The sequence below is a fragment of the Ruegeria sp. CG11 genome, from assembly GCF_056537245.1.
The window spans coordinates 325348-344189 of record NZ_JBQFRE010000003.1 but is presented as its reverse complement, the minus strand read 5'-3'; the positions used below and the strand labels follow the sequence as shown (position 1 = coordinate 344189).

The window sequence follows — 18842 nt, the reverse complement described above, 5'->3', positions numbered from 1 at the left end:
TCGTCGCAAGCTAGGGCCTGAGTGGAGATAGGTCCAGCCTCAGCCCTTGTCCTTCCAGCGGACCATCTGCCGCATGATCCCGTGCAGCATCTGCACATCGGCCCGCGTCATCCGCATCCGCGACCACAGATTGCGCAGATTGGTCTTCATGCCTTCGGCCTTTTCGGGCGGGTAGAAGAACCCGGCCTCGTCCAGCCGATCCTCGTAATGTTCGACCAGCTTTTCGACCTCGATCCCTGTGGCCCAGTCGCCCTTGCCCAGATCGGTGGCCTCATGCACCACATCCCCGGTCTGGCGCATCCACTCATAGGCGGTCAGCAACACACATTGGCCAAGGTTCAGCGAGGCGTATTCCGGGTTCACCGGCACCGAGATGATGGCGTTGGCCTTGGCGATATCCTCATTCTCTAGTCCTGCGCGTTCGGGTCCGAACAGCACCGAGACCTTCTCACCCGCTGCCACCTTTTCAGCCGCGATCTGCATGGCGCGTTCTGGGCTGTAAACCGGCTTGGTCAGGCCCCGTTGCCGGGCCGTGGTGGCGAAAACAAAGGTACTGTCGGACAGTGCCCCGGCCAGATCGTCGTACAGCTGCGCCTCATCCAGCAGCCGCCCCGCGCCGCTGGACATCGCCACCGCCTTGGGGTTCGGCCATCCGTCCCGAGGGGCAACGATCCGCATCCGGTCCAGACCGAAATTCCACATCGCCCGCGCGGCGGCACCGATGTTTTCACCCATCTGCGGGCGCACAAGCACAAAGGAGGGCTGAGATTTGTCGCTGGGCATGGCTGTCTCCGGAAAACTTCGGGATGCTGTAATGGTCGTACCCCAACAGGGCAAGGCGCTGAGGCGGCAATTTACCCCCCGAATGCCATAAAAGTTTGCTTCCCCGGCGCAATCCGCTAAACCGCGCCAATGACTGAAAGCGAAGGACGCGCCAATGGACACCCCCGAGCAGCCGCAGATTTACCTGATCACCCCGCCCACGATTACCCTGAGCACGTTCCCCGACCAGCTTGGCCGCGTGCTGGACAGTGCCGATATCGCCTGCATCCGGCTGGCGCTGGCGGGCAGTGACGAGGACACCATTGCCCGCGCAGCCGATGCCTGCCGCGAGGTGGCTCATGCGCGGGACGTGGCCATCGTGATCTCGAACCACGTCCTGCTGGCGCAACGTCTGGGGCTGGACGGGGTGCATCTGGACGACGCAGCCCGTTCGGTTCGGGCAGCACGCAAGGAACTTGGTGCGGATGCAATCGTCGGAAGCTTCTGCAGCGCCTCCAGCCATGACGGCATGAGCGCCGGAGAGGCTGGCGCAGATTACGTCGCCTTCGGTCCGGTCGGTGCGTCGGCCCTGGGCGATGGCACCATCGCCGAAAAGGACCTGTTCCAGTGGTGGTCCGAGATGATCGAGGTTCCGGTCGTTGCCGAAGGTGGTCTGACCCCTGACCTGATCCACGACCTAGCCCCCCATACCGATTTCTTTGGAATTGGCGATGAAATCTGGTCGCAAGAAGACTCGGTTGCCGCGCTGAAGACCCTCACCGACGCGATGTGAGCGTTAACCCTTGCACCCACCCCAGGGCTGCGGCATGAGATCGTCATGACTCAGAACAGCGAAATCCTATGTATCGGCTCGGTCCTGTGGGACGTGATCGGGCGTTCGGCCAGCGCCATGAGGCAAGGTTCCGACGTGCCGGGGCGGATCACCCGCCTGCCCGGCGGTGTCGCCATGAATATCGCCATGACTTTGGTCCGGTTCGGCATGACCCCAACCCTGCTGACCGCCATTGGCCGCGACCCCGAGGGCGACGAGTTGGTGAATGCCTGTGCCCGTTTGGGAATGGTCACAGAGCACATCTACCGTTCTCAGGATTTGCCGACCGACCGATATATGGCCGTCGAAGGCGCCAACGGTCTGATCGCCGCGATTGCGGATGCCCATTCGCTTGAGGCTGCAGGGGCCAAAATCCTGCGCCCCCTGATGCACGGGCCGTTGGGCTATGAGAATGCGCCGTTTGAAGGCCCCATCGCGCTGGACGGCAACCTGACGCTGACCCTGCTGGAAGAAATCGCCCAAAGCCCGGCCTTTGCGCGGGCGGATCTGCGCGTGGCCCCGGCCTCGCCCGGTAAGGCAGAGCGCCTGCTGCCCTTCCTGAAACACGCCCGCGCAACGCTTTACGTGAACCTCGAAGAGGCTGGCATCCTGTGCCAGCGCGAATTCACCGATTCCGAATCCGCCGCCAAAGGCCTGCTGGACCGCGGCGCGCTGCGGGTGCTGGTCACGGATGGCGGCAACTCGGCCACCGTCGGCAGCGTCGATGAAATTCTGACCCAAACACCCCCGTCCGTTCTGGTCACCCGCGTGACCGGTGCAGGCGACACCTTTATGGCGGCGCATATCGCGTCCGAATCCGGCGGTGCCTCAAGCGACGAGGCCCTGTCCCGCGCTCTGCACGCCGCAGCAACTTACGTTTCCGGAGAAACCCCACTGTGATCGACATCCATTATTCCGCCGAGGTCCGCGCCGCCAAAGACGCAGGCCAACCCATTGTCGCGCTGGAAAGCACTATTATCACCCACGGGATGCCCTACCCTCAGAACATCGAGGTTGCGGCGCAGGTCGAACAGGACATTCGCGATGCGGGCGCAGTTCCGGCCACGATCGCAGTGATCGACGGTAAGCTGCATGTCGGTCTGGAATCCGATCAGTTGCAGGCACTGGGTCAAGCGCAAGGCGTGGCCAAACTCTCGCGCGCGGATATGGCCGCCTGCATGGCCACCGGCGGCACCGGAGCCACAACAGTCGCCGCTACCATGATCGCCGCGCATTTCGCCGGGATCGAGGTTTTTGCCACCGGCGGTATCGGCGGTGTGCATCAGGGGGCCGAAACCTCATTCGACATCTCAGCTGACCTGCACGAACTGGCACAAACACCGGTGACGGTTGTGGCAGCAGGTGCAAAAGCGATCCTTGATCTGGCCAAAACGCTGGAAGTTCTGGAAACGCTAGGCGTTCCCGTCATCGCGCATGGTCAGGACGAGTTCCCCGCCTTCTGGTCGGCCAAATCGCCCTACGCCGCACCCCTGCGCATGGACAGCGCCGAGGACATCGCCAAGGCCCACGCCACCCGTCGCGCACTTGGAGTACCCGGAGGCCAGCTGATCGCCAACCCGATCCCCGCCAAGGATCAGATCCCGGCCGAGGAACTGGCCCCCATCATCGCCTCGGCCCAGATCGACGCCGACACGCACCGGATCACCGGCAAAGGCGTCACGCCTTACCTGCTGCAGCGGATTTACGAACAGACCGAGGGCCGTTCGCTGACCGCCAACATCGCTTTGGTCAGGAACAATGCAAAACTGGCTGCTGGAATCGCGCGCGCACTCACAGAAAGGTCAGCGTGACATAAACCTATTGTACCAAGGCCCCGGACTGCTTAACTAATTCGGCGAACCACTCAGGACTGCAATGAACACGCCCTTTGACGAAGAACCTCACCGCCGACCGGGCCTGTTTTCCCGGCTGCGCGCGTCTTTTCTGACGGGCATTGTCGTCATTGCACCTGTATGGCTGACTGTCTGGCTGATCTGGTCCGTGGTGGGATGGGTCGACAGCGCAGTCTTGCCGCTAATCCCCCAGCAGTTCCAGCCCGAAGAGTACGTGGGCGTCAACCTGCGCGGCGTCGGTGTGGTCATCTTCCTGATCTTCACTGTCCTAGTCGGCTGGATTGCCAAGGGTATCCTCGGCCGTTCACTGATCCACTTCGCGGAAAGCCTCGTCGACAGAATGCCCGTGGTCCGGTCGGTCTATTCCGGGATCAAGCAAATTTCGGAAACGGTATTTGCGCAGACAGAAAGGTCGTTCGAAAAGGCCTGCCTGATCCAGTATCCGCGCCGCGGCATCTGGGCGATTGGGTTCGTCTCGACCACCGCCAAGGGTGAGGTCAGCGATCGCGCTGAAACCGGCGGAGAACTACTCAGCATCTTCGTCCCGACCACACCCAACCCGACCTCGGGCTTTCTGCTGTTCTTCCCAGAAGAAGATGTGATCCTGCTGGACATGTCGATCGAAGAGGCCGCGAAGTTGGTGATTTCTGCCGGGCTTGTCTATCCGAACGACAAAGACCCGACGCAGCCGCCGGAATAATCAGCCGAACATCTCGGGCAGATTGACGGTGCTGCGCTCGCCCAGATCGGCTTTGTGATCATAGATAAATCGATGAGCCGCCGCGCGCCCGGCGTCTTTCAATTTATGCAGGATCACCGGGTTCGGTACCGTCTTTGTCGCCACAGACAGATCGTTCATCAGCTCGTCATCCGCGATCATGTGAACCAGAACGCGGCTCATCTCACCCGCCTTCAGTTTCCCTTCAGCCAGCAGACGCTGAACGAAACTGATCGCGCGCAGCTCGCGGAACAGGGAGGAGTTAAAGCTGATCTCGTTGATCCGATTCTGGATTTGCTGCGGCGTTTTCGGCACCTCGTCGCGTTCCAGCGGGTTGATGTTCACGATCACCACGTCATCAGGCAGATCGTTGTTGAACAGCGGATACAGCGCCGGGTTACCGGTATAACCGCCATCCCAATAGGCCTCTGTCCGGCCCGATTTGGGATCAAAAATCTCGACCGCCTGAAACAGGGTCGGCAAGCAGGCCGAGGCCAGAATGGCATCCGTCGAAATCTCATCCCCGGTGAACACCCGGATCTTGCCGCTGCGCACACAGGTGGCGCAGACATGCAAACGCGGGCCTTCGTCAGCGCATATCTCATCAAAGTTGAACCGGTCTACCACCGGCTCCAGCGGGTTGCGGTAAAACGGACCATAAGCATAAGGTGACACCAGTCGCGACCAGGCGTCCCCAACGGAAAACGGCAAGGAATACTCCATCGCCTGCGCAATCTGCGCGGGCTCGATGGCCTGCATCCAGTTGGCAAGGCGCATGTCACCGACCGCGCCCATCCGCTCCCACAGCCCATTCAGATTGGCGCGCGCGCCGTCACGCCCATCCCGGACCATACCGGATTTGAAGGCCGCCCCGTTCAGCGCCCCGGCCGAGGTCCCGGTGATCGCCGCAACCTCGATATCTTCCTCATCCAGCAGCCGGTCGAGAACACCCCAAGTGAACGCGCCATGAGCGCCACCACCCTGCAAGGCCAGATTGATCCGTTTCACGATGGGCCTCCTGAATCAAAGAGCCGTCCAACCACCATCCACCGAAATCGTCGTACCCGTAATTTGCGCCGCCGCGTCCGAGCACAGGAACACCGTGGTGCCGCCCAGCTGTTCAACCGTCGCAAACTCCTTCGAGGGTTGACGCTCCAGCAGGACGTTTTTCACTACGTCCTCGCGGCTCATGTTGTATTCCTTCATCGTGTTCGGAATCTGCGCCTCGACCAACGGAGTCAAAACATAGCCCGGGCAGATCGCGTTGCAGGTGATCGGCTCTTGCGCGGTTTCCAGTGCCACGGTCTTGGTCATCCCGACGACGCCATGCTTGGCCGCGATATAGGCCGCCTTGTAGGGCGACGCTGTCAAGCCATGGGCCGAGGCGATATTCACGATCCGCCCCCAACCGGCCGCACGCATCATCGGCAGCGCCGCCGCCATGGTGTGATAGGCCGAGTTCATGTTGATCGCGATGATCGCGTCCCACTTGTCGACCGGGAATTGATCAATCGGTGCGACGTGCTGTATGCCCGCGTTGTTCACCAGGATGTCGCAAGCCCCTGCCTTTTCGATCAGCGCACGGCATTCACCGCCAACGGACATGTCCGCCTTGATATAGCGCGCCTTGGTGCCGGTCTCTTGTGAAATCTCTGCCGCCAGCGCGTGATCCTCATCCCGGTCGGTGAACGAGTTCAGAACCACATCGGCCCCGGCCTTCGCCAACTCGCGCGCGACGCCCAAACCGATCCCCGAATTCGACCCCGTGATGATCGCTGTTTTTCCCGAAAGGTCCATGGGTTCTCTCCCTCAAAATCCGCTTTGTGCGCACAGTGCCATGCTGCATCTGCAAAGAAAACGGGGAAACATCCGGGTTCAGAAGTCACCGGGAAAATTGCCCAAAAAAAACGCCCGCACGAAGCGGGCGTTAAGTTATTGAGGCAGGTTTCATACAGGCAAGAAACCTATCGAGCAGTGCATCCTTTATACGCAATTCCCCGCCTTCGTCCAAGCTAAAAGTTTGAAAATAAGAAAAATCATCGGTACGGTGAATCCCAACAAAATAAGGCCAGAGCAGGATTGTTTCCAAAATGCGCCCCGATTTTCTACGCCCCGTTCGTCCAGTGATTGCGGGAATCGCAACTGTTTTTGCCGCCACAATTGCCCATGCAGAATCGGCTCATGGCATAACTATGTACGGAGACCCCGCCCTACCACCGGATTTTGTGTCTCTGCCCTACGCCAACCCAGAGGCGCCGAAAGGCGGCAAAGTTGTTTTCGGAAATACCGGCGGCTTTAACAGCCTGAACCCCTTCGTGCAGAAAGGCACCGCACCCTGGCAGCTGCGCTTCTGGACGCACGAAAGCCTGATGGGGCGGTCCTGGGACGAACCTTTCACTCTTTACGGGTTGTTAGCCGAATCAGTTGAGACTGCGCCGGACCGTTCTTGGGTCGAATTCACCCTGCGCGAAAACGCCCGGTTTTCGGATGGCAGCCCGGTCACCGTGGACGATGTCATCTGGTCGTATCAGACGTTGGGCACCGAGGGGCACCTTCGCTATCGCGGGCTGTGGGGCAAGATCGACAGCATAGAACAGACCGGCCCACGCACGGTGCGGATCACCTTCAACGAACCGGACCGGGAACTGGCCCTGATCGCCGGCCTCCGCCCGATCCTGCAAAAAGCACAATGGGAAGGGAAAGATTTCGCCAACGCGTCACTGCACGATATTCCTCTCGGATCGGGGCCTTATGTGGTCGATGACTACGAGGCTGGACGCTATGTGACCCTGCGGCGGAACCGCGACTACTGGGGCGCCGATATCCCGTTTCGTCGCGGCACCATGAACCTCGATGAGATGCGGATCGAGTTCTACGGCGACGGCACTGTCCTGTTCGAGGCGTTCAAGGCTGGCGAACTGACCGCTGTGCGCGAATTCAACGCCGACAAATGGGATACTCAGTACACCTTCCCTGCCGTGCAACGCGGCGATGTCGTCAAGACCGAGATCCCGCACGGCAAACCTTCGGGCATGACCGGGTTCGTGATGAACACGCGCAAAGCCCCCTTCGACGACTGGCGCGTGCGTGAGGCGCTGCTGCTGGCGTTCAACTTCGAATACATCAACGACACGATCACCGGCGGTGCACAGCCCCGGATCACCTCGTATTTCTCGGGCTCGGATCTGGGTATGCAGCCCGGGCCCGCCACCGGCCGCGTTGCCGAGTTGCTACAGCCCTACGCCGCCGACCTGCCACCAGGAGCGCTGGAGGGCTACGCGTTGCCCGTCGGCGACGGCTCGGTCCGCAACCGCACCAATATCCGCAAGGCCAATAAACTGCTGTCCGAGGCAGGCTGGACTGTTCAGGACGGTGTCCTTCGCAATCAGAACGGCGAAGACTTCTCGATCACCGTCCTGCTGCAACAGGGGGACACCGAAAGCCAGACGGCGATTGAGATCTATACCCGAGCGCTGGAACGGCTGGGCATTCAGGTCACCGTCGAACAGGTGGACAGCGCCCAATTCACTGGTCGCACAGCTGAACAGGATTTCGACATGACCTTCTTCCGCCGTGCTCTGTCCCTGTCGCCGGGCAATGAACAGCGCCTGTACTGGGGGGGCGAAAATGCCGACACACCGGGCACGCGCAACCTCATGGGGGTTGCCTCACCGGCTGTGGACGGGCTGATCGATGCGATGCTGGCCTCGGAAAGCCACGAAGACTTCGTAGCCGCCACCCGCGCGCTGGACCGGGTTCTGACCGCCGGGCGCTATGTCATTCCGATCTGGAATTTCGACGTCGGGCGCATTGCCCATGCCAAAGAACTGAAGCAGCCCAAAACCGTGCCGATCTACGGTGATGGGCCGGAGTATATGCCGCAGGTTTGGTGGTACGAAGAATGACCATTTTGGGCTAATCACCAGCGCAATACGCCTCAGGACCTTCGACACGAAGATGTCCTTCACCCGCAGGTTTAAACGGGATGAAATGCCATGCCAAATGGTCGCACCCTTCGGCGGATTTTGGCACACGCGCAAATTACAACCATATATAGTGCAGACATAATATGACTTTCGCCACATACAGTGAAAACACCCATTTCCAGCGAAAGTCGGAAAAATAACCACAAGGGGCTTTACGGATCGCCCCTCGACGATATAGCCTATCTGTATTTAGACGCACCGTTTGATCAGATTAATACTGATAAATTCGTTAGATAGCTGATCTTTCGACGCGTCCTACCTGAGTTTTGCGGACCGGCCTCCACTCACTCACACCTCAGGTCCGTAGGCCCGTCGCGCGATCAGCGTGACGGGCCTCTTTGACGCTACGTAACCCCAAACAAGGTGCGACATTTTGTCATTCGCGCGGACCCCTATGCCGTCCGTACCCTGATTATGAGGGCCGAGCAGCCGTGAAACCCGAATTACGGAAAGCTGACAATGTTGAACTGGACTGACCTGACGCAAGACTGGGACGCTATGTATTCCCGCGCAAAACGGCGTTTTCCGAACCTGCGCGATCAGGACAAGGTGCGGCTGAGCAAAGACCGCAAAGGGTTCGAAGCGTATCTGGCCGAACGCCACCACCTGACCGTGAATGAAGCACACGAAGAGCTTGAGGATTTTCTGTTCACCGAAGGCCTGAACCGCGAGTTCAGCCGGTCTTTAAGCAAGTGACGTGACCCAGAGGATCATCGCATCCTCGTCACTGACCGAAATCACGTTGTGCCCCATGCTGCCGTCGTAATAAGCGCTGTCCCCCCGACGCATTTCGACGGGTTCGTAGAACTCGGTATAAAGCTGGACGACCCCCGTCAGCACATACAGGAATTCTTCGCCATCGTGGCGCACCCAGCCGTCAAATTCATCCATTGAGCGCGCGCGCACACGGGCGCGATAGGGCAGCATCTGCTTTTTCGTCAGGTTTTCAGCCAGAAGTTCATGTTCATATGTCGCGGTAGGATGTGCGGCCCCTTCGCCCATCCGCGTCACCGCCATGCGCCCGATCACCTGATCGCGTTGCGGCGGCGTGAACAACTGCGGCACAGAAATCTCCAACCCGATCGCCAGCTTTTTCAGCGCGTCATAGGTGGGCGACATTTGCCCGTTTTCGATCTTGCTGAGGGTCGAACGTGCAAGCCCCGCCTGCGTGGCCGCCTGTTCCAGCGTCCAGTTCCGCGCTTTGCGCAATTGGCGCACGCGTGCGCCCAGATCAAGCGGTTCAAGCTCGGCATGGTTACCCGAGTCCCGCGCAATGCGGATCAGGGAAGGTTGTTCATTGGTGCTCATGTTCAACTCTATAGGCCCAGCCCGTCCCGCTTGCAACGCGCCAAGCACCAAGGTAGCCAGTTGCCATGCTGTCTGTTTTTGATCAGGGGCCACCTCCGGCCTGCCCTGCGCCCTTCAATCTGGCCGCTCATGTGCTGCACCGAACGGATGATGATCCGGAGAAGATTGCGTTGTCGGTTCTGCGGGCCGACGGCGCTGAGGACTGGACCTATCGTGCACTCAAATCCGCCATCATGGGCACCGCCACAGGTCTGCTGCGTGCAGGGCTGAAACCGGGCGACATTGCGCTGATGCGGTTGGGGAACACAGTTGATTTCCCCATAGCCTATCTTGGAGCGATTGCTGCGGGAATCGTGCCTGTCCCGACATCCTCACAACTGACCGAACCGGAAACCGAACGCATGATTGCGGATCTGCAACCGGCCGCCATTCTACGGGATCCGGCCGTCGCCTGCGCACCGCACCCACTGCAGATCACGTTGTCCGAGCTGACAGCAATGCGCACCCTGCCCCCGGCCGAGTTTCAGATGGGCGACCCCGAGCGGCTGGCCTATGTCGTCTATACCTCGGGCACGTCCGGCAAGCCGCGCGCGGTGGCCCATGCGCATCGCGCGATCTGGGCGCGTCAGATGATGGTAGATGGCTGGTACGGGCTGCGGGATACGGATCGCCTGTGCCATGCGGGCGCGTTCAACTGGACCTATACGCTGGGCACCGGGTTGATGGACCCGTGGACCATTGGTGCGACCGCCCTGATCCCTGAACCGGGAACCGATCCGGACGTCCTGCCCGCCTTGCTGAAGAAGAACCGCGCGACAATCTTTGCGGCGGCCCCCGGCGTGTTTCGCAAACTGCTGAAAACGTCGGAGGACATGCACCTGCCCACGCTCCGCCACGGCCTCTGCGCCGGCGAGAAACTGTCGCGGCACCTGCATGCGCAATGGACCGAGGTGACGGAAACCGAACTCTACGAAGCCTACGGCATGTCCGAATGCTCGACCTTCATCTCATCCAGCCCGGCCCATCCGGCGCGGGGCGAGTCGCTGGGACAGCCGCAACCAGGCCGCCGGGTGGCGATCCTTGGGCCGGATGGCCCCGTGCCGCAGGGGCAAGAGGGCACCATCGCCATTCACCGCTCGGACCCCGGCCTGATGCTGACATACCTGAACGCCCCGGACGAGGCCGAGGCGCGGATGCAGGGCGATTGGTTCCTGACCGGCGATCAGGGCGCCATGGCCGTTGACGGGCAGATCACCTATCTGGGTCGCGACGATGACATGATGAATGCGGGCGGCTATCGCGTTTCACCGGTCGAGGTCGAAGCTGCCCTGTCCAAATTCCCCGGCATCACACAGGTCGGCGCAGCGGCGGTTGAGGTCAAACAGGACACATTTGTTATAGCTGCCTTCTATACCGGGCCGGAAAAGCTGGACGACGGTGCCCTGCAAACCTATGTGGAGGCAAATCTGGCGCGGTACAAACAACCGCGCGCGTTCATCCACCTGCCTGAACTGCCGACCGGCGGGAACGGCAAACTCCTGCGCCGGGCGCTGCCGGCCTATTTCAAGGCGACCACACCATGACCCAGACCGTCAAACTCGACATCATGTCCGACCCGATCTGCCCATGGTGCTATATCGGCAAAACCCATCTGGACAAGGCGCTGGCCGCGCTTCCGGATCATCCGATGGTGATCGAATGGCACCCGTTTCAGCTGAACCCCGACATGCCGGACGAAGGTATGGATCGGCGAGAATATCTTGAACGCAAGTTTGGTGGCAAGGACGGTGCCGTACAGGCCTATGCCCCCGTGGTTGAACACGCCGAGAAAGCCGGGTTGAACATCGATTTCGAAGGCATGAAACGCACCCCCAACACGCTGGACGCTCACCGCCTGATCCACTGGGCCGGGATCGAGGGCAAGCAGAACGAGGTCGTGGACGCTCTGTTCGACGCCTATTTCGTGCAGGCCCGCGATATCGGCGACCACGAGGTTCTGGCCGACATCGCCGACGCTGTCGGCATGGACGCTGCCGTTGTGCTGAAACTTCTGAAATCGGACGCGGATCGTGAAGATATTCGCAATCGGGATAGCCATTCGCGTCAGATGGGCGTCAATTCGGTGCCAACCTTCATTGTCGCAAATCAACACGCTGTTCCCGGCGCGCAACCGCCTGAAATGTGGGAAAAAGTGATCGGCGAGATCATGTCTCAACTTGAGGCCTCCCCTGCAAATTAGCACAGGGGTCTGTGCGCATTGATGCCTAGCGCCGCCTGACATGTCGTGATAGCGCGATCAGGTCAGGAGGGCGCAATGACCAATCGCATGTCAAAAGGTGAGTTCATCGCACTTGTCGCAATGATGTTTGCGACGATTGCGTTTTCCATCGACTCGATGCTGCCAGCCCTGCCCGAGATCGGCGAACAGCTCAGCCCCGATGACATCAACCGGGCGCAGCTGATCCTGACCTCTTTCGTACTGGGCATGGGGGTTGGCACGTTCTTCATGGGGCCTCTGTCCGACGCATTTGGACGTAAGCCAGTGATCTATGTCGGCTCGGCTTTGTACATCGTGTCCGCTGCCATCGCCTGGGCCAGTTCTTCGCTGGAGCTGCTTCTGATTGCGCGGGTCGCGCAGGGCGTCGGCTGTGCCGCGCCGCGCGTTGTGGCCATGGCGATCATCCGGGACCTGTATTCGGGCCGGGAAATGGCGCGGATCGTTTCCATCGCCATGATGATCTTTACACTGGTGCCTGCGGTGGCCCCTATACTGGGGGCCGGGATGATCGCCCTGACAGGATGGCGCGGCATCTTTGTGTCGTTCATGCTGTTCTCGTTGATCACCGTGGTCTGGATGGGTCTGCGCCTGCCGGAATCGCTGAAGCGCGAGAACCGCAGACCATTGCGCCTGCCCCTGATGGCCTCTTCGGCGCGCGAGATGTTTGCGCATCCCACCGTGCGGGTTTCGATTTTCGTGCAGACCCTCTGTCTGGGCATGCTGTTCACCACGCTGACCATGGTGCAACCTGTCTATGACGTGATCCACGACAGCGCCGACAGCTTTCCCTTCTGGTTCGGTTTCGTGGCCCTGATGTCAGGGTCCGCCAGCCTGCTGAACGCGGCGCTGGTGATCCGAGTGGGAATGCGGCGGCTGGTGACCTGGGCATTGGGCGTGCAGATCGTCATCACCATGGGCGTCATCAGCCTGAACGCGATGCCCCTGTCGCCGAACCTGTCCTTTGCGGTGTTCGTGTTCTGGCAGACCTCAATCTTTTTCATGGCGGGCATGACGATGGGCAACCTGAACGCGATCGCGATGGAGCCGATGGGCCATATCGCCGGCATGGCAGCCTCGGTGATCGGTGCGGTCTCGACCGTTCTGGCCGCAGCCATCGCGGCCCCCATCGGGTTGTTGTTCGATGGCTCGCTGACGCCGCTGACCACCGGTATTCTGGTCATGAGCGTGACCGGCTTTGGCCTGATGCTACATATGGGCCGGATCGAAGACAGACTGCCCGCTTGACCTGTGCAGACAATGCGAATTCCGCTAACCTTCCCTTGATCCGTGGGGAGGTTTTCAATGCGTTACGATTACGATCTGGGTTCTTATTCCTGTCCGGTCAGCACATCCTCGCCCGAGGCGCAGCTCTGGTTCAACCGGGGTTTGGTTTGGACCTACGGCTATAACCACGAAGAAGCCGTTGTCTGCTTCCAGCGCGCAGTGGAACATGACCCGACCTGCGCCATGGCTTATTGGGGGATCGCCTATGCGGCCGGTCCGAACTACAACCTGCCGTGGGATTTGCGTGACGCACGCGGGCAGCAAAAGGCTCTGGCGCAGGCCTATGATGCCGCGCAACAGGCGATGGCTTTGCTGGACAACTGCACGCCAGTCGAACAGGCCCTGATCCGCGCACTGCCCGCCCGATATCCGCAACGAGACCCGATTGAGGACATGCACCGCTGGGATCACGATTTCGCCGATGCCATGCGCGCGGCCTTTGCCGAACAGCCCGATCACCTGGACCTGCGCACCATCTATGTCGAGGCGTTGCTGAACCTGACCCCTTGGCAGATGTGGGACCTGAGCACCGGTCAACCCGCCGAAGGCGCCGCCACACTTGAGGCGCAGAAGGCGCTGGAAGACGCGATGGCCGGCGAGCCTGCTGCCATGTCTCATCCGGGTCTGCTGCACCTCTATGTGCATCTGATGGAGATGTCGCCGACCCCCGAAAAGGCGCTCAAGGCCGGCGATGTGTTGCGCACGCTGGTGCCTGACGCAGGCCATCTGGTTCATATGCCCACCCATATCGACGTGCTGTGCGGGCACTACCACAACGTCGTCTACTGGAACGAAAAGGCCATCGAGGCCGATCTGAAATACTATGAGCGTGAAGGCGCGTTCAACATCTATACCGGCTACCGCCAGCACGATTATCACTTTGTCATCTACGGCGCGCTGTTTCTGGGCCAGATGGAACCAGCCCTGCGCGCAAATCAGGGCATGTGGGATACCACGCCCGAAGACATGCTGCGCATCGAAAGCCCTCCGATGGCGGATTACTTCGAAAGCTACATGTCGATGGGTCCGCATATCCTGGTCCGCTTTGGCCGGTGGGAAGAGGCCAAGGCGTTGGAGCTGCCCTCAGACCCTGACCTCTATCGCACGCTGACCGCGACAACCCATTATGCCCGTGCCATCGCCCATGCCGCCACGGATCAGGTGGCCGAGGCCGAGGCCGAGGAGCAACTGTTCCTCTCCGCCAAGGCCTGCGTCCCCGAGACCCGTCTGCTGCACAACAACCGGGTTGTCGATTTGCTGGAAGTTGCCCGGGAAATGCTGCGTGGTGAAATCGAATACCGCAAAGGCAACTATGAGATCGCCTATGCCCATCTGCGCCGCTCGGTCGAGCTGGATGACACGCTGCCCTATGACGAGCCGTGGGGCTGGATGCAGCCCACCCGCCACGCGCTGGGGGCATTGCTGTTCGAACAGGGGCACACGGAAGAGGCCGAGGCAGTCTATCGCGAGGATCTGGGACTGGGCGGCACGCTCAGCCGCGCCTCGATCCATCCGGACAATGTCTGGAGCCTCAAGGGTCTGCATGACTGCCTGAAAGCGCGTGGTGAAACCGTTGAGATCGTACAGATCAAACAACGGCTCGATCTGGCGCTGGCCCGGGCTGATCGCGCCGTGGGGGCTTCGTGTTTTTGCGCCCAAGCAGCGATGAGGGCTGCCGAATGAGATACGCCCTGTTGTTGGCCGCCCTGCTCTGCGGGCCCGCACTTGCGGATCGGCAGTCCTTTCCTCCGGTCGATCAGGCCGCGCAGGACCCCTCGCTGATGGCGTTTCGCGATGCGCTTTTGGCCAAAGTGGCCGCGCGCGATACTGAGGCGGTGGTCGCCATGGCCTGCCCGGACATCTACCTGAGCCACGGCGGAAACGGCGGCCCGGACGAGTTGCGCGCCAATCTAATCCTCGACCCGGAAACCCTGTCAGAGGAGTACCGCAAAGACGCGGACACCCTGCGTGAGACGTATTGGTCCGATCTAGAAAGCACCCTCTCCCAACCCGGTTATTTCGATGATGAGGGCGAATTCTGGATGCCGCACCAGTGGCAGATCACCCTGCCCGTCACGCTGGACCCATTCATGGCTTACTATGTCACCGGATCGGATGTGACCTTGCGCCAGTCGGCCGATCGCAACGCGCCGTCCCTGGGTCTTATCAGCCACGAGATAGCGATCATCCGCGATTTTCAGGACGGCGCTGAATATCAACAGGTGCTGCTAACCGACGGAACGCAAGGTTACATGCACAGCGATTACCTGTGGCCCATGACAGGCCACCGCGCCGCGTTCGTGAAATCGGACGCGGGCGAATGGCAGCTGTGTACCTTCGTCAGCGGAGATTAGGCCTTGGCCTTTTTCTTCTCGGCCACGACCTTTTCCGCCAGATCACGTGCGATGGCAAAGGCCCCTTTGATCTTGTCGCTGTCCTTCTTCCAATCGCGGCGCACAACTATCTTGTTGTCCTTGACCTTGGCCAGCCCGCGCTGGTTCTGAATGAATTCGACCAGTCCCTGAGGCGAGGCAAACTTGTCATTGTGGAACTGGATCGTCGCGCCTTTCGGCCCGCCGTCCAGCTTGGCAATGCCGGCACGTTTGCACATGGCCTTGATGCGGACGACCAGCATCAGCGTGTTCACCTCTTTCGGCAGGGAGCCGAAACGGTCGATCAGTTCGGCGGCAAAGCCCTCAAGCTCGACCTTGGTCGAAAGCGAAGACAAGCGGCGGTAAAGGCCCAGACGCACATCCAGATCGGGCACGTAGTCCTCCGGGATCAGAACCGGTACGCCCAGATTGATCTGCGGCGCCCATTGATCATCTGCGTCCGACAGACCCTCCATCTCACCGGCCTTGATCTTGGCAATCGCCTCTTCCAGCATCGACTGGTAAAGCTCATAGCCCACGTCGCGCATCTGGCCCGACTGTTCCTCGCCCAGAAGATTACCGGCACCACGGATGTCCAAATCCTGCGAGGCCAGTGTGAACCCGGCCCCCAGCGTGTCCAACGAGCCCAGAACGCGCAGGCGTTTTTCGGCCGTGGCGGTCAGTTTCTGGCGCGGCTTGGTGGTCAGGTAGGCGTAAGCGCGGGTTTTCGACCGCCCCACCCGACCGCGAATTTGATAGAGCTGCGCAAGGCCGAACATGTCCGCCCGGTGCACGACCATCGTGTTCGCGGTGGGAATGTCCAGTCCGCTTTCCACAATCGTCGTGGCCAGCAGCACGTCGTATTTGCCGTCGTAGAAGGCGTTCATTCGGTCGTCGAGTTCGCCCGCTGCCATCTGCCCGTGCGCCACCACATAGGTCAATTCCGGCAGTTGTTCCTTCAGAAACTCCTCGATCTCGGGCAGGTCCGAGATGCGCGGGACCACATAGAAACTCTGCCCGCCGCGGTAATGTTCACGCAGCAGCGCCTCGCGGATCGTGACCGTGTCGAACTCGCTGACATAGGTGCGGATGGCCAGTCGGTCGATGGGCGGCGTGCCGATGATCGACAGGTCGCGCACACCAGTCAGCGACAGTTGCAGCGTCCGCGGGATCGGCGTCGCCGTGAGGGTCAGGACATGGATATCCGAGCGCAGTTGCTTCAGGCGTTCTTTGTGGCCAACGCCGAAATGCTGCTCCTCGTCGATGATCAGCAGGCCCAGATTGTTGAACCGTATCCCTTTGGCCAGCAGAGCGTGAGTGCCGATCACGATATCCACCGTGCCGCGCGCCAGCCCGTCGCGGGTTTGCTGCGCCTCTTTGGCGGAAACAAAGCGCGACAGCTGCCGAACCTCCAGCGGGAAGCCCCGGAAGCGGTCCTTGAACGACGCCGCGTGCTGCCGGGCCAACAGCGTGGTCGGCGCAACGACAGCGACCTGCACACCGGACATGGCCGCGACAAAGGCCGCGCGCATCGCCACTTCGGTCTTGCCAAAACCCACATCGCCGCAGATCAGACGATCCATCGGTGCGCCAGAGTGCATGTCCTCCATGACCTCCGAAATGGCCCGCAACTGATCGTCTGTTTCCTGATACGGAAAGCGCGCGCTGAACTCCTCCCACGCGTGGGGCGGCGGGTCCATGACCGGAGCTTTGCGCAAGGCGCGTTCGGCCGCGATGCGGATCAGCTTATCCGCCATCTCGCGGATGCGTTCTTTCAGCTTGGCCTTCTTGGCCTGCCATGCACCGCCGCCCAGACGGTCCAGCAGCCCTTCGTCGTGACCGTATTTCGACAGCAGCTCGATGTTCTCGACCGGCAGATAGAGCTTTGCCTGCTCGGCGTACTCCAGCAGCAGACATTCATGGGCGGCACCGGCGGCGGTGACGACCTCCATCCCCATGTAACGCCCGATGCCGTGGTCCACATGCACCACCAGATCACCGGGAGACAGGGATTGCGTCTCGGTCAGGAAATTCTCGGCCTTGCGGCGTTTCTTGGGCTGGCGGATCAGGCGGTCGCCCAACACGTCCTGTTCGGCAATCACGGTCAGGCCGGGCGTTTCAAACCCGTGTTCCAGCGCCCAGACAGCCAGATGCAACCCACGCTTGCCAACGCGTGTACCGTCAGTGGCTGGGATGGCCTCGGCCAGACCTTCGTCTTCGATCAACCCGGTCAGGCGTTCCCGCGCACCTTCGGAATAGGAGGCAATCAGCACCGGCCCCTTGGACATCTTGTCGGTGATATGCCCGGCCAGCGCGCCAAACAGACTGATGCTTTCCTGCTGCCGCTCAGGCGCAAAGTTGCGCCCGATCCGACCGCCCGCATCGATCACTCCGGGACCACTGGCCTGTGGTAGAGGGCTGAACTGCAACACACGCCGGTCACCCACCGCCTGGTCCCACGCAGCATCGTCCAGATACAGCAAACCGGGCGGCGTTGGTTTATAGACCGTGTCCATACGCGAACGGTTTTCCAGCGCCAGCCGCCGGGTTTCATACTGATCGGCAATCGTATCCCAGCGCGCCAGCCGCGCGGGTGTGACCTGATCGTCCACCGTGATCGTCGCATCCGGCAGATAGTCGAACAGGGTTTCCAGTTTCTCATGAAAGAATGGCAGCCAGTGCTCGATCCCCTGATGTTTGCGGCCCGCGCTGACGGCCTCGTACAGCGGATCGTCGGTGCCTGCCGCGCCGAATTCAATGCGATAGTTCTGGCGGAAACGGGTAATGGCGGCGTCGTCCAGAATAACCTCGGAGACCGGGGCCAGCTCTACCACCTCCAGTTTCTCGGTCGTGCGTTGTGATACGGGGTCAAAGCGGCGCGCGCCGTCCAGAACGTCGCCGAACAGGTCCAGACGCACGGGGCCGGATTCGCCGGGCGGGAAGATGTCGATGATGCCGCCCCGAATGGCATAGTCCCCGGGCTCCATCACCGTCGGGCTTTGCGTGAACCCCATCCGCACCAGAAAGTTCCGCAGCGCGGTTTCATCAACGCGGTGATCGACGCGCGCGGTGAACGCGGCCTCTCGCAGAACGTCACGGGCCGGCACCCGCTGGGTCGCCGCGTTCAGCGTCGTCAGCAGCACGAACCGCTCGGGCATCTGATGAACCAGCGCCGCCAAGGTCGCAACCCGCGCCGCCGCGATATCCGCGTTGGGCGAAACCCGGTCATAAGGCAGACAATCCCAGCCCGGAAAAACAAAGACCGGCATATCCGGCGCAAAGAAGGCCAGCGCGGCGCGCATCGCCTCCATCCGCTTGTCGTCGCGGGCGACGTGGCAAACCGGCCCGCCGGAACGCGCAATCTCGTTCAGGACAAGCTGCGCGTCAAACCCCTCGGGGGCGCCGCCAACAGTTACGTGGTTCGGAGCCGTCATCGCCTAGCCTTTCCG

Annotated in this window: 16 protein-coding genes; 11 read left to right on the top strand and 5 right to left on the bottom strand. The window is 61.0% G+C overall.

The features are described from left to right. Window positions 1-39: 39 nt before the first annotated feature. A complete protein-coding gene (locus ACR0KW_RS11075) occupies window positions 40-783 on the bottom strand; it encodes an RNA methyltransferase (RefSeq protein WP_480805020.1) in 744 nt (247 codons plus the stop codon). Between the two features lie 154 nt (window positions 784-937). On the opposite strand from ACR0KW_RS11075, the gene ACR0KW_RS11070 reads away from it, so the two are divergent. The 4 genes from ACR0KW_RS11070 (at window position 938) to ACR0KW_RS11055 (ending at window position 4147) form a co-directional block, all read left to right on the top strand. Next, window positions 938-1555: a thiamine phosphate synthase gene (locus tag ACR0KW_RS11070; protein ID WP_480805019.1), complete on the top strand. Its 618-nt coding sequence runs from the start codon at window positions 938-940 to the stop codon at window positions 1553-1555. Between the two features lie 45 nt (window positions 1556-1600). Next, window positions 1601-2494 carry a PfkB family carbohydrate kinase gene (locus tag ACR0KW_RS11065; protein WP_480805018.1) on the top strand — a complete coding sequence of 298 codons (894 nt, stop codon included), beginning with the start codon at window positions 1601-1603 and terminating at the stop codon, window positions 2492-2494. Beyond that, window positions 2491-3405 (top strand): pseudouridine-5'-phosphate glycosidase, encoded by a 915-nt coding sequence (locus tag ACR0KW_RS11060; RefSeq protein ID WP_480805017.1) that lies wholly within the window; start codon window positions 2491-2493, stop codon window positions 3403-3405. Before ACR0KW_RS11065 ends, ACR0KW_RS11060 begins: the two co-directional genes overlap by 4 nt. 64 nt (window positions 3406-3469) lie before the next feature. Then, complete coding sequence (locus ACR0KW_RS11055) at window positions 3470-4147, top strand: DUF502 domain-containing protein (RefSeq protein WP_480805016.1); 678 nt, start codon at window positions 3470-3472, stop codon at window positions 4145-4147. Here ACR0KW_RS11055 and ACR0KW_RS11050 read toward each other — a convergent pair whose 3' ends face one another. Both ACR0KW_RS11050 and ACR0KW_RS11045 read right to left on the bottom strand, forming a co-directional pair. After that, the gene (locus tag ACR0KW_RS11050; protein WP_480805070.1) at window positions 4148-5176 is read right to left on the bottom strand and encodes a patatin-like phospholipase family protein; all 1029 of its coding nucleotides are present in this window, start codon (window positions 5174-5176) and stop codon (window positions 4148-4150) included. A 12-nt stretch (window positions 5177-5188) separates the two neighbouring features. Continuing rightward, window positions 5189-5962 (bottom strand): 3-hydroxybutyrate dehydrogenase, encoded by a 774-nt coding sequence (locus ACR0KW_RS11045; protein ID WP_480805015.1) that lies wholly within the window; start codon window positions 5960-5962, stop codon window positions 5189-5191. Window positions 5963-6255: 293 nt separating this feature from the next. On the opposite strand from ACR0KW_RS11045, the gene ACR0KW_RS11040 reads away from it, so the two are divergent. Beyond that, window positions 6256-8070, top strand: coding sequence for an extracellular solute-binding protein (locus ACR0KW_RS11040; protein ID WP_480805014.1), 1815 nt, complete (start codon window positions 6256-6258; stop codon window positions 8068-8070). A gap of 540 nt (window positions 8071-8610) precedes the next feature. After that, complete coding sequence (locus tag ACR0KW_RS11035) at window positions 8611-8847, top strand: hypothetical protein (RefSeq protein ID WP_170325112.1); 237 nt, start codon at window positions 8611-8613, stop codon at window positions 8845-8847. On the opposite strand, the gene ACR0KW_RS11030 is transcribed toward ACR0KW_RS11035, so the two are convergent. Continuing rightward, complete coding sequence (locus ACR0KW_RS11030) at window positions 8836-9459, bottom strand: helix-turn-helix domain-containing protein (protein ID WP_170399337.1); 624 nt, start codon at window positions 9457-9459, stop codon at window positions 8836-8838. The two genes, ACR0KW_RS11035 and ACR0KW_RS11030, sit on opposite strands and share 12 nt — an antisense overlap. Before the next feature lie 65 nt (window positions 9460-9524). Here ACR0KW_RS11030 and ACR0KW_RS11025 point away from each other — a divergent pair, with 65 nt between their 5' ends. The 5 genes from ACR0KW_RS11025 (at window position 9525) to ACR0KW_RS11005 (ending at window position 15375) form a co-directional block, all read left to right on the top strand. After that, window positions 9525-11042, top strand: a complete 1518-nt coding sequence (locus ACR0KW_RS11025) for a class I adenylate-forming enzyme family protein (protein ID WP_480805013.1) — start codon at window positions 9525-9527, stop codon at window positions 11040-11042. Continuing rightward, window positions 11039-11698, top strand: a complete 660-nt coding sequence (locus ACR0KW_RS11020; protein WP_170325115.1) for a DsbA family oxidoreductase — start codon at window positions 11039-11041, stop codon at window positions 11696-11698. The genes ACR0KW_RS11025 and ACR0KW_RS11020 overlap by 4 nt, the downstream gene beginning before the upstream one ends. Window positions 11699-11773: 75 nt before the next feature. Continuing rightward, window positions 11774-12982: a multidrug effflux MFS transporter gene (locus ACR0KW_RS11015; protein WP_480805012.1), complete on the top strand. Its 1209-nt coding sequence runs from the start codon at window positions 11774-11776 to the stop codon at window positions 12980-12982. Window positions 12983-13039: 57 nt separating this feature from the next. Then, window positions 13040-14704 (top strand): tetratricopeptide repeat protein, encoded by a 1665-nt coding sequence (locus ACR0KW_RS11010; protein WP_480805011.1) that lies wholly within the window; start codon window positions 13040-13042, stop codon window positions 14702-14704. Further along, entirely contained in the window at window positions 14701-15375 is a 675-nt protein-coding gene (locus ACR0KW_RS11005) for an SH3 domain-containing protein (protein ID WP_480805010.1), read from the top strand. Before ACR0KW_RS11010 ends, ACR0KW_RS11005 begins: the two co-directional genes overlap by 4 nt. On the opposite strand, the gene mfd is transcribed toward ACR0KW_RS11005, so the two are convergent. After that, the gene (gene mfd / locus ACR0KW_RS11000; RefSeq protein WP_480805009.1) at window positions 15372-18827 is read right to left on the bottom strand and encodes a transcription-repair coupling factor; all 3456 of its coding nucleotides are present in this window, start codon (window positions 18825-18827) and stop codon (window positions 15372-15374) included. The two genes, ACR0KW_RS11005 and mfd, sit on opposite strands and share 4 nt — an antisense overlap. Window positions 18828-18842 lie beyond the last annotated feature (15 nt).

Bases quoted from the DNA above. Each gene is read 5' to 3' on its own strand.
- ACR0KW_RS11075 (WP_480805020.1), bottom strand. From the start codon at position 783: ATGCCCAGCGACAAATCTCAGCCCTCCTTTGTGCTTGTGCGCCCGCAG.
- ACR0KW_RS11070 (WP_480805019.1), top strand. From the start codon at position 938: ATGGACACCCCCGAGCAGCCGCAGATTTACCTGATCACCCCGCCCACG.
- ACR0KW_RS11065 (WP_480805018.1), top strand. From the start codon at position 1,601: ATGACTCAGAACAGCGAAATCCTATGTATCGGCTCGGTCCTGTGGGAC.
- ACR0KW_RS11055 (WP_480805016.1), top strand. From the start codon at position 3,470: ATGAACACGCCCTTTGACGAAGAACCTCACCGCCGACCGGGCCTGTTT.
- ACR0KW_RS11045 (WP_480805015.1), bottom strand. From the start codon at position 5,962: ATGGACCTTTCGGGAAAAACAGCGATCATCACGGGGTCGAATTCGGGG.
- ACR0KW_RS11040 (WP_480805014.1), top strand. From the start codon at position 6,256: ATGCGCCCCGATTTTCTACGCCCCGTTCGTCCAGTGATTGCGGGAATC.
- ACR0KW_RS11035 (WP_170325112.1), top strand. From the start codon at position 8,611: ATGTTGAACTGGACTGACCTGACGCAAGACTGGGACGCTATGTATTCC.
- ACR0KW_RS11030 (WP_170399337.1), bottom strand. From the start codon at position 9,459: ATGAGCACCAATGAACAACCTTCCCTGATCCGCATTGCGCGGGACTCG.
- ACR0KW_RS11025 (WP_480805013.1), top strand. From the start codon at position 9,525: ATGCTGTCTGTTTTTGATCAGGGGCCACCTCCGGCCTGCCCTGCGCCC.
- ACR0KW_RS11020 (WP_170325115.1), top strand. From the start codon at position 11,039: ATGACCCAGACCGTCAAACTCGACATCATGTCCGACCCGATCTGCCCA.
- ACR0KW_RS11015 (WP_480805012.1), top strand. From the start codon at position 11,774: ATGACCAATCGCATGTCAAAAGGTGAGTTCATCGCACTTGTCGCAATG.
- ACR0KW_RS11010 (WP_480805011.1), top strand. From the start codon at position 13,040: ATGCGTTACGATTACGATCTGGGTTCTTATTCCTGTCCGGTCAGCACA.
- ACR0KW_RS11005 (WP_480805010.1), top strand. From the start codon at position 14,701: ATGAGATACGCCCTGTTGTTGGCCGCCCTGCTCTGCGGGCCCGCACTT.
- mfd (WP_480805009.1), bottom strand. From the start codon at position 18,827: ATGACGGCTCCGAACCACGTAACTGTTGGCGGCGCCCCCGAGGGGTTT.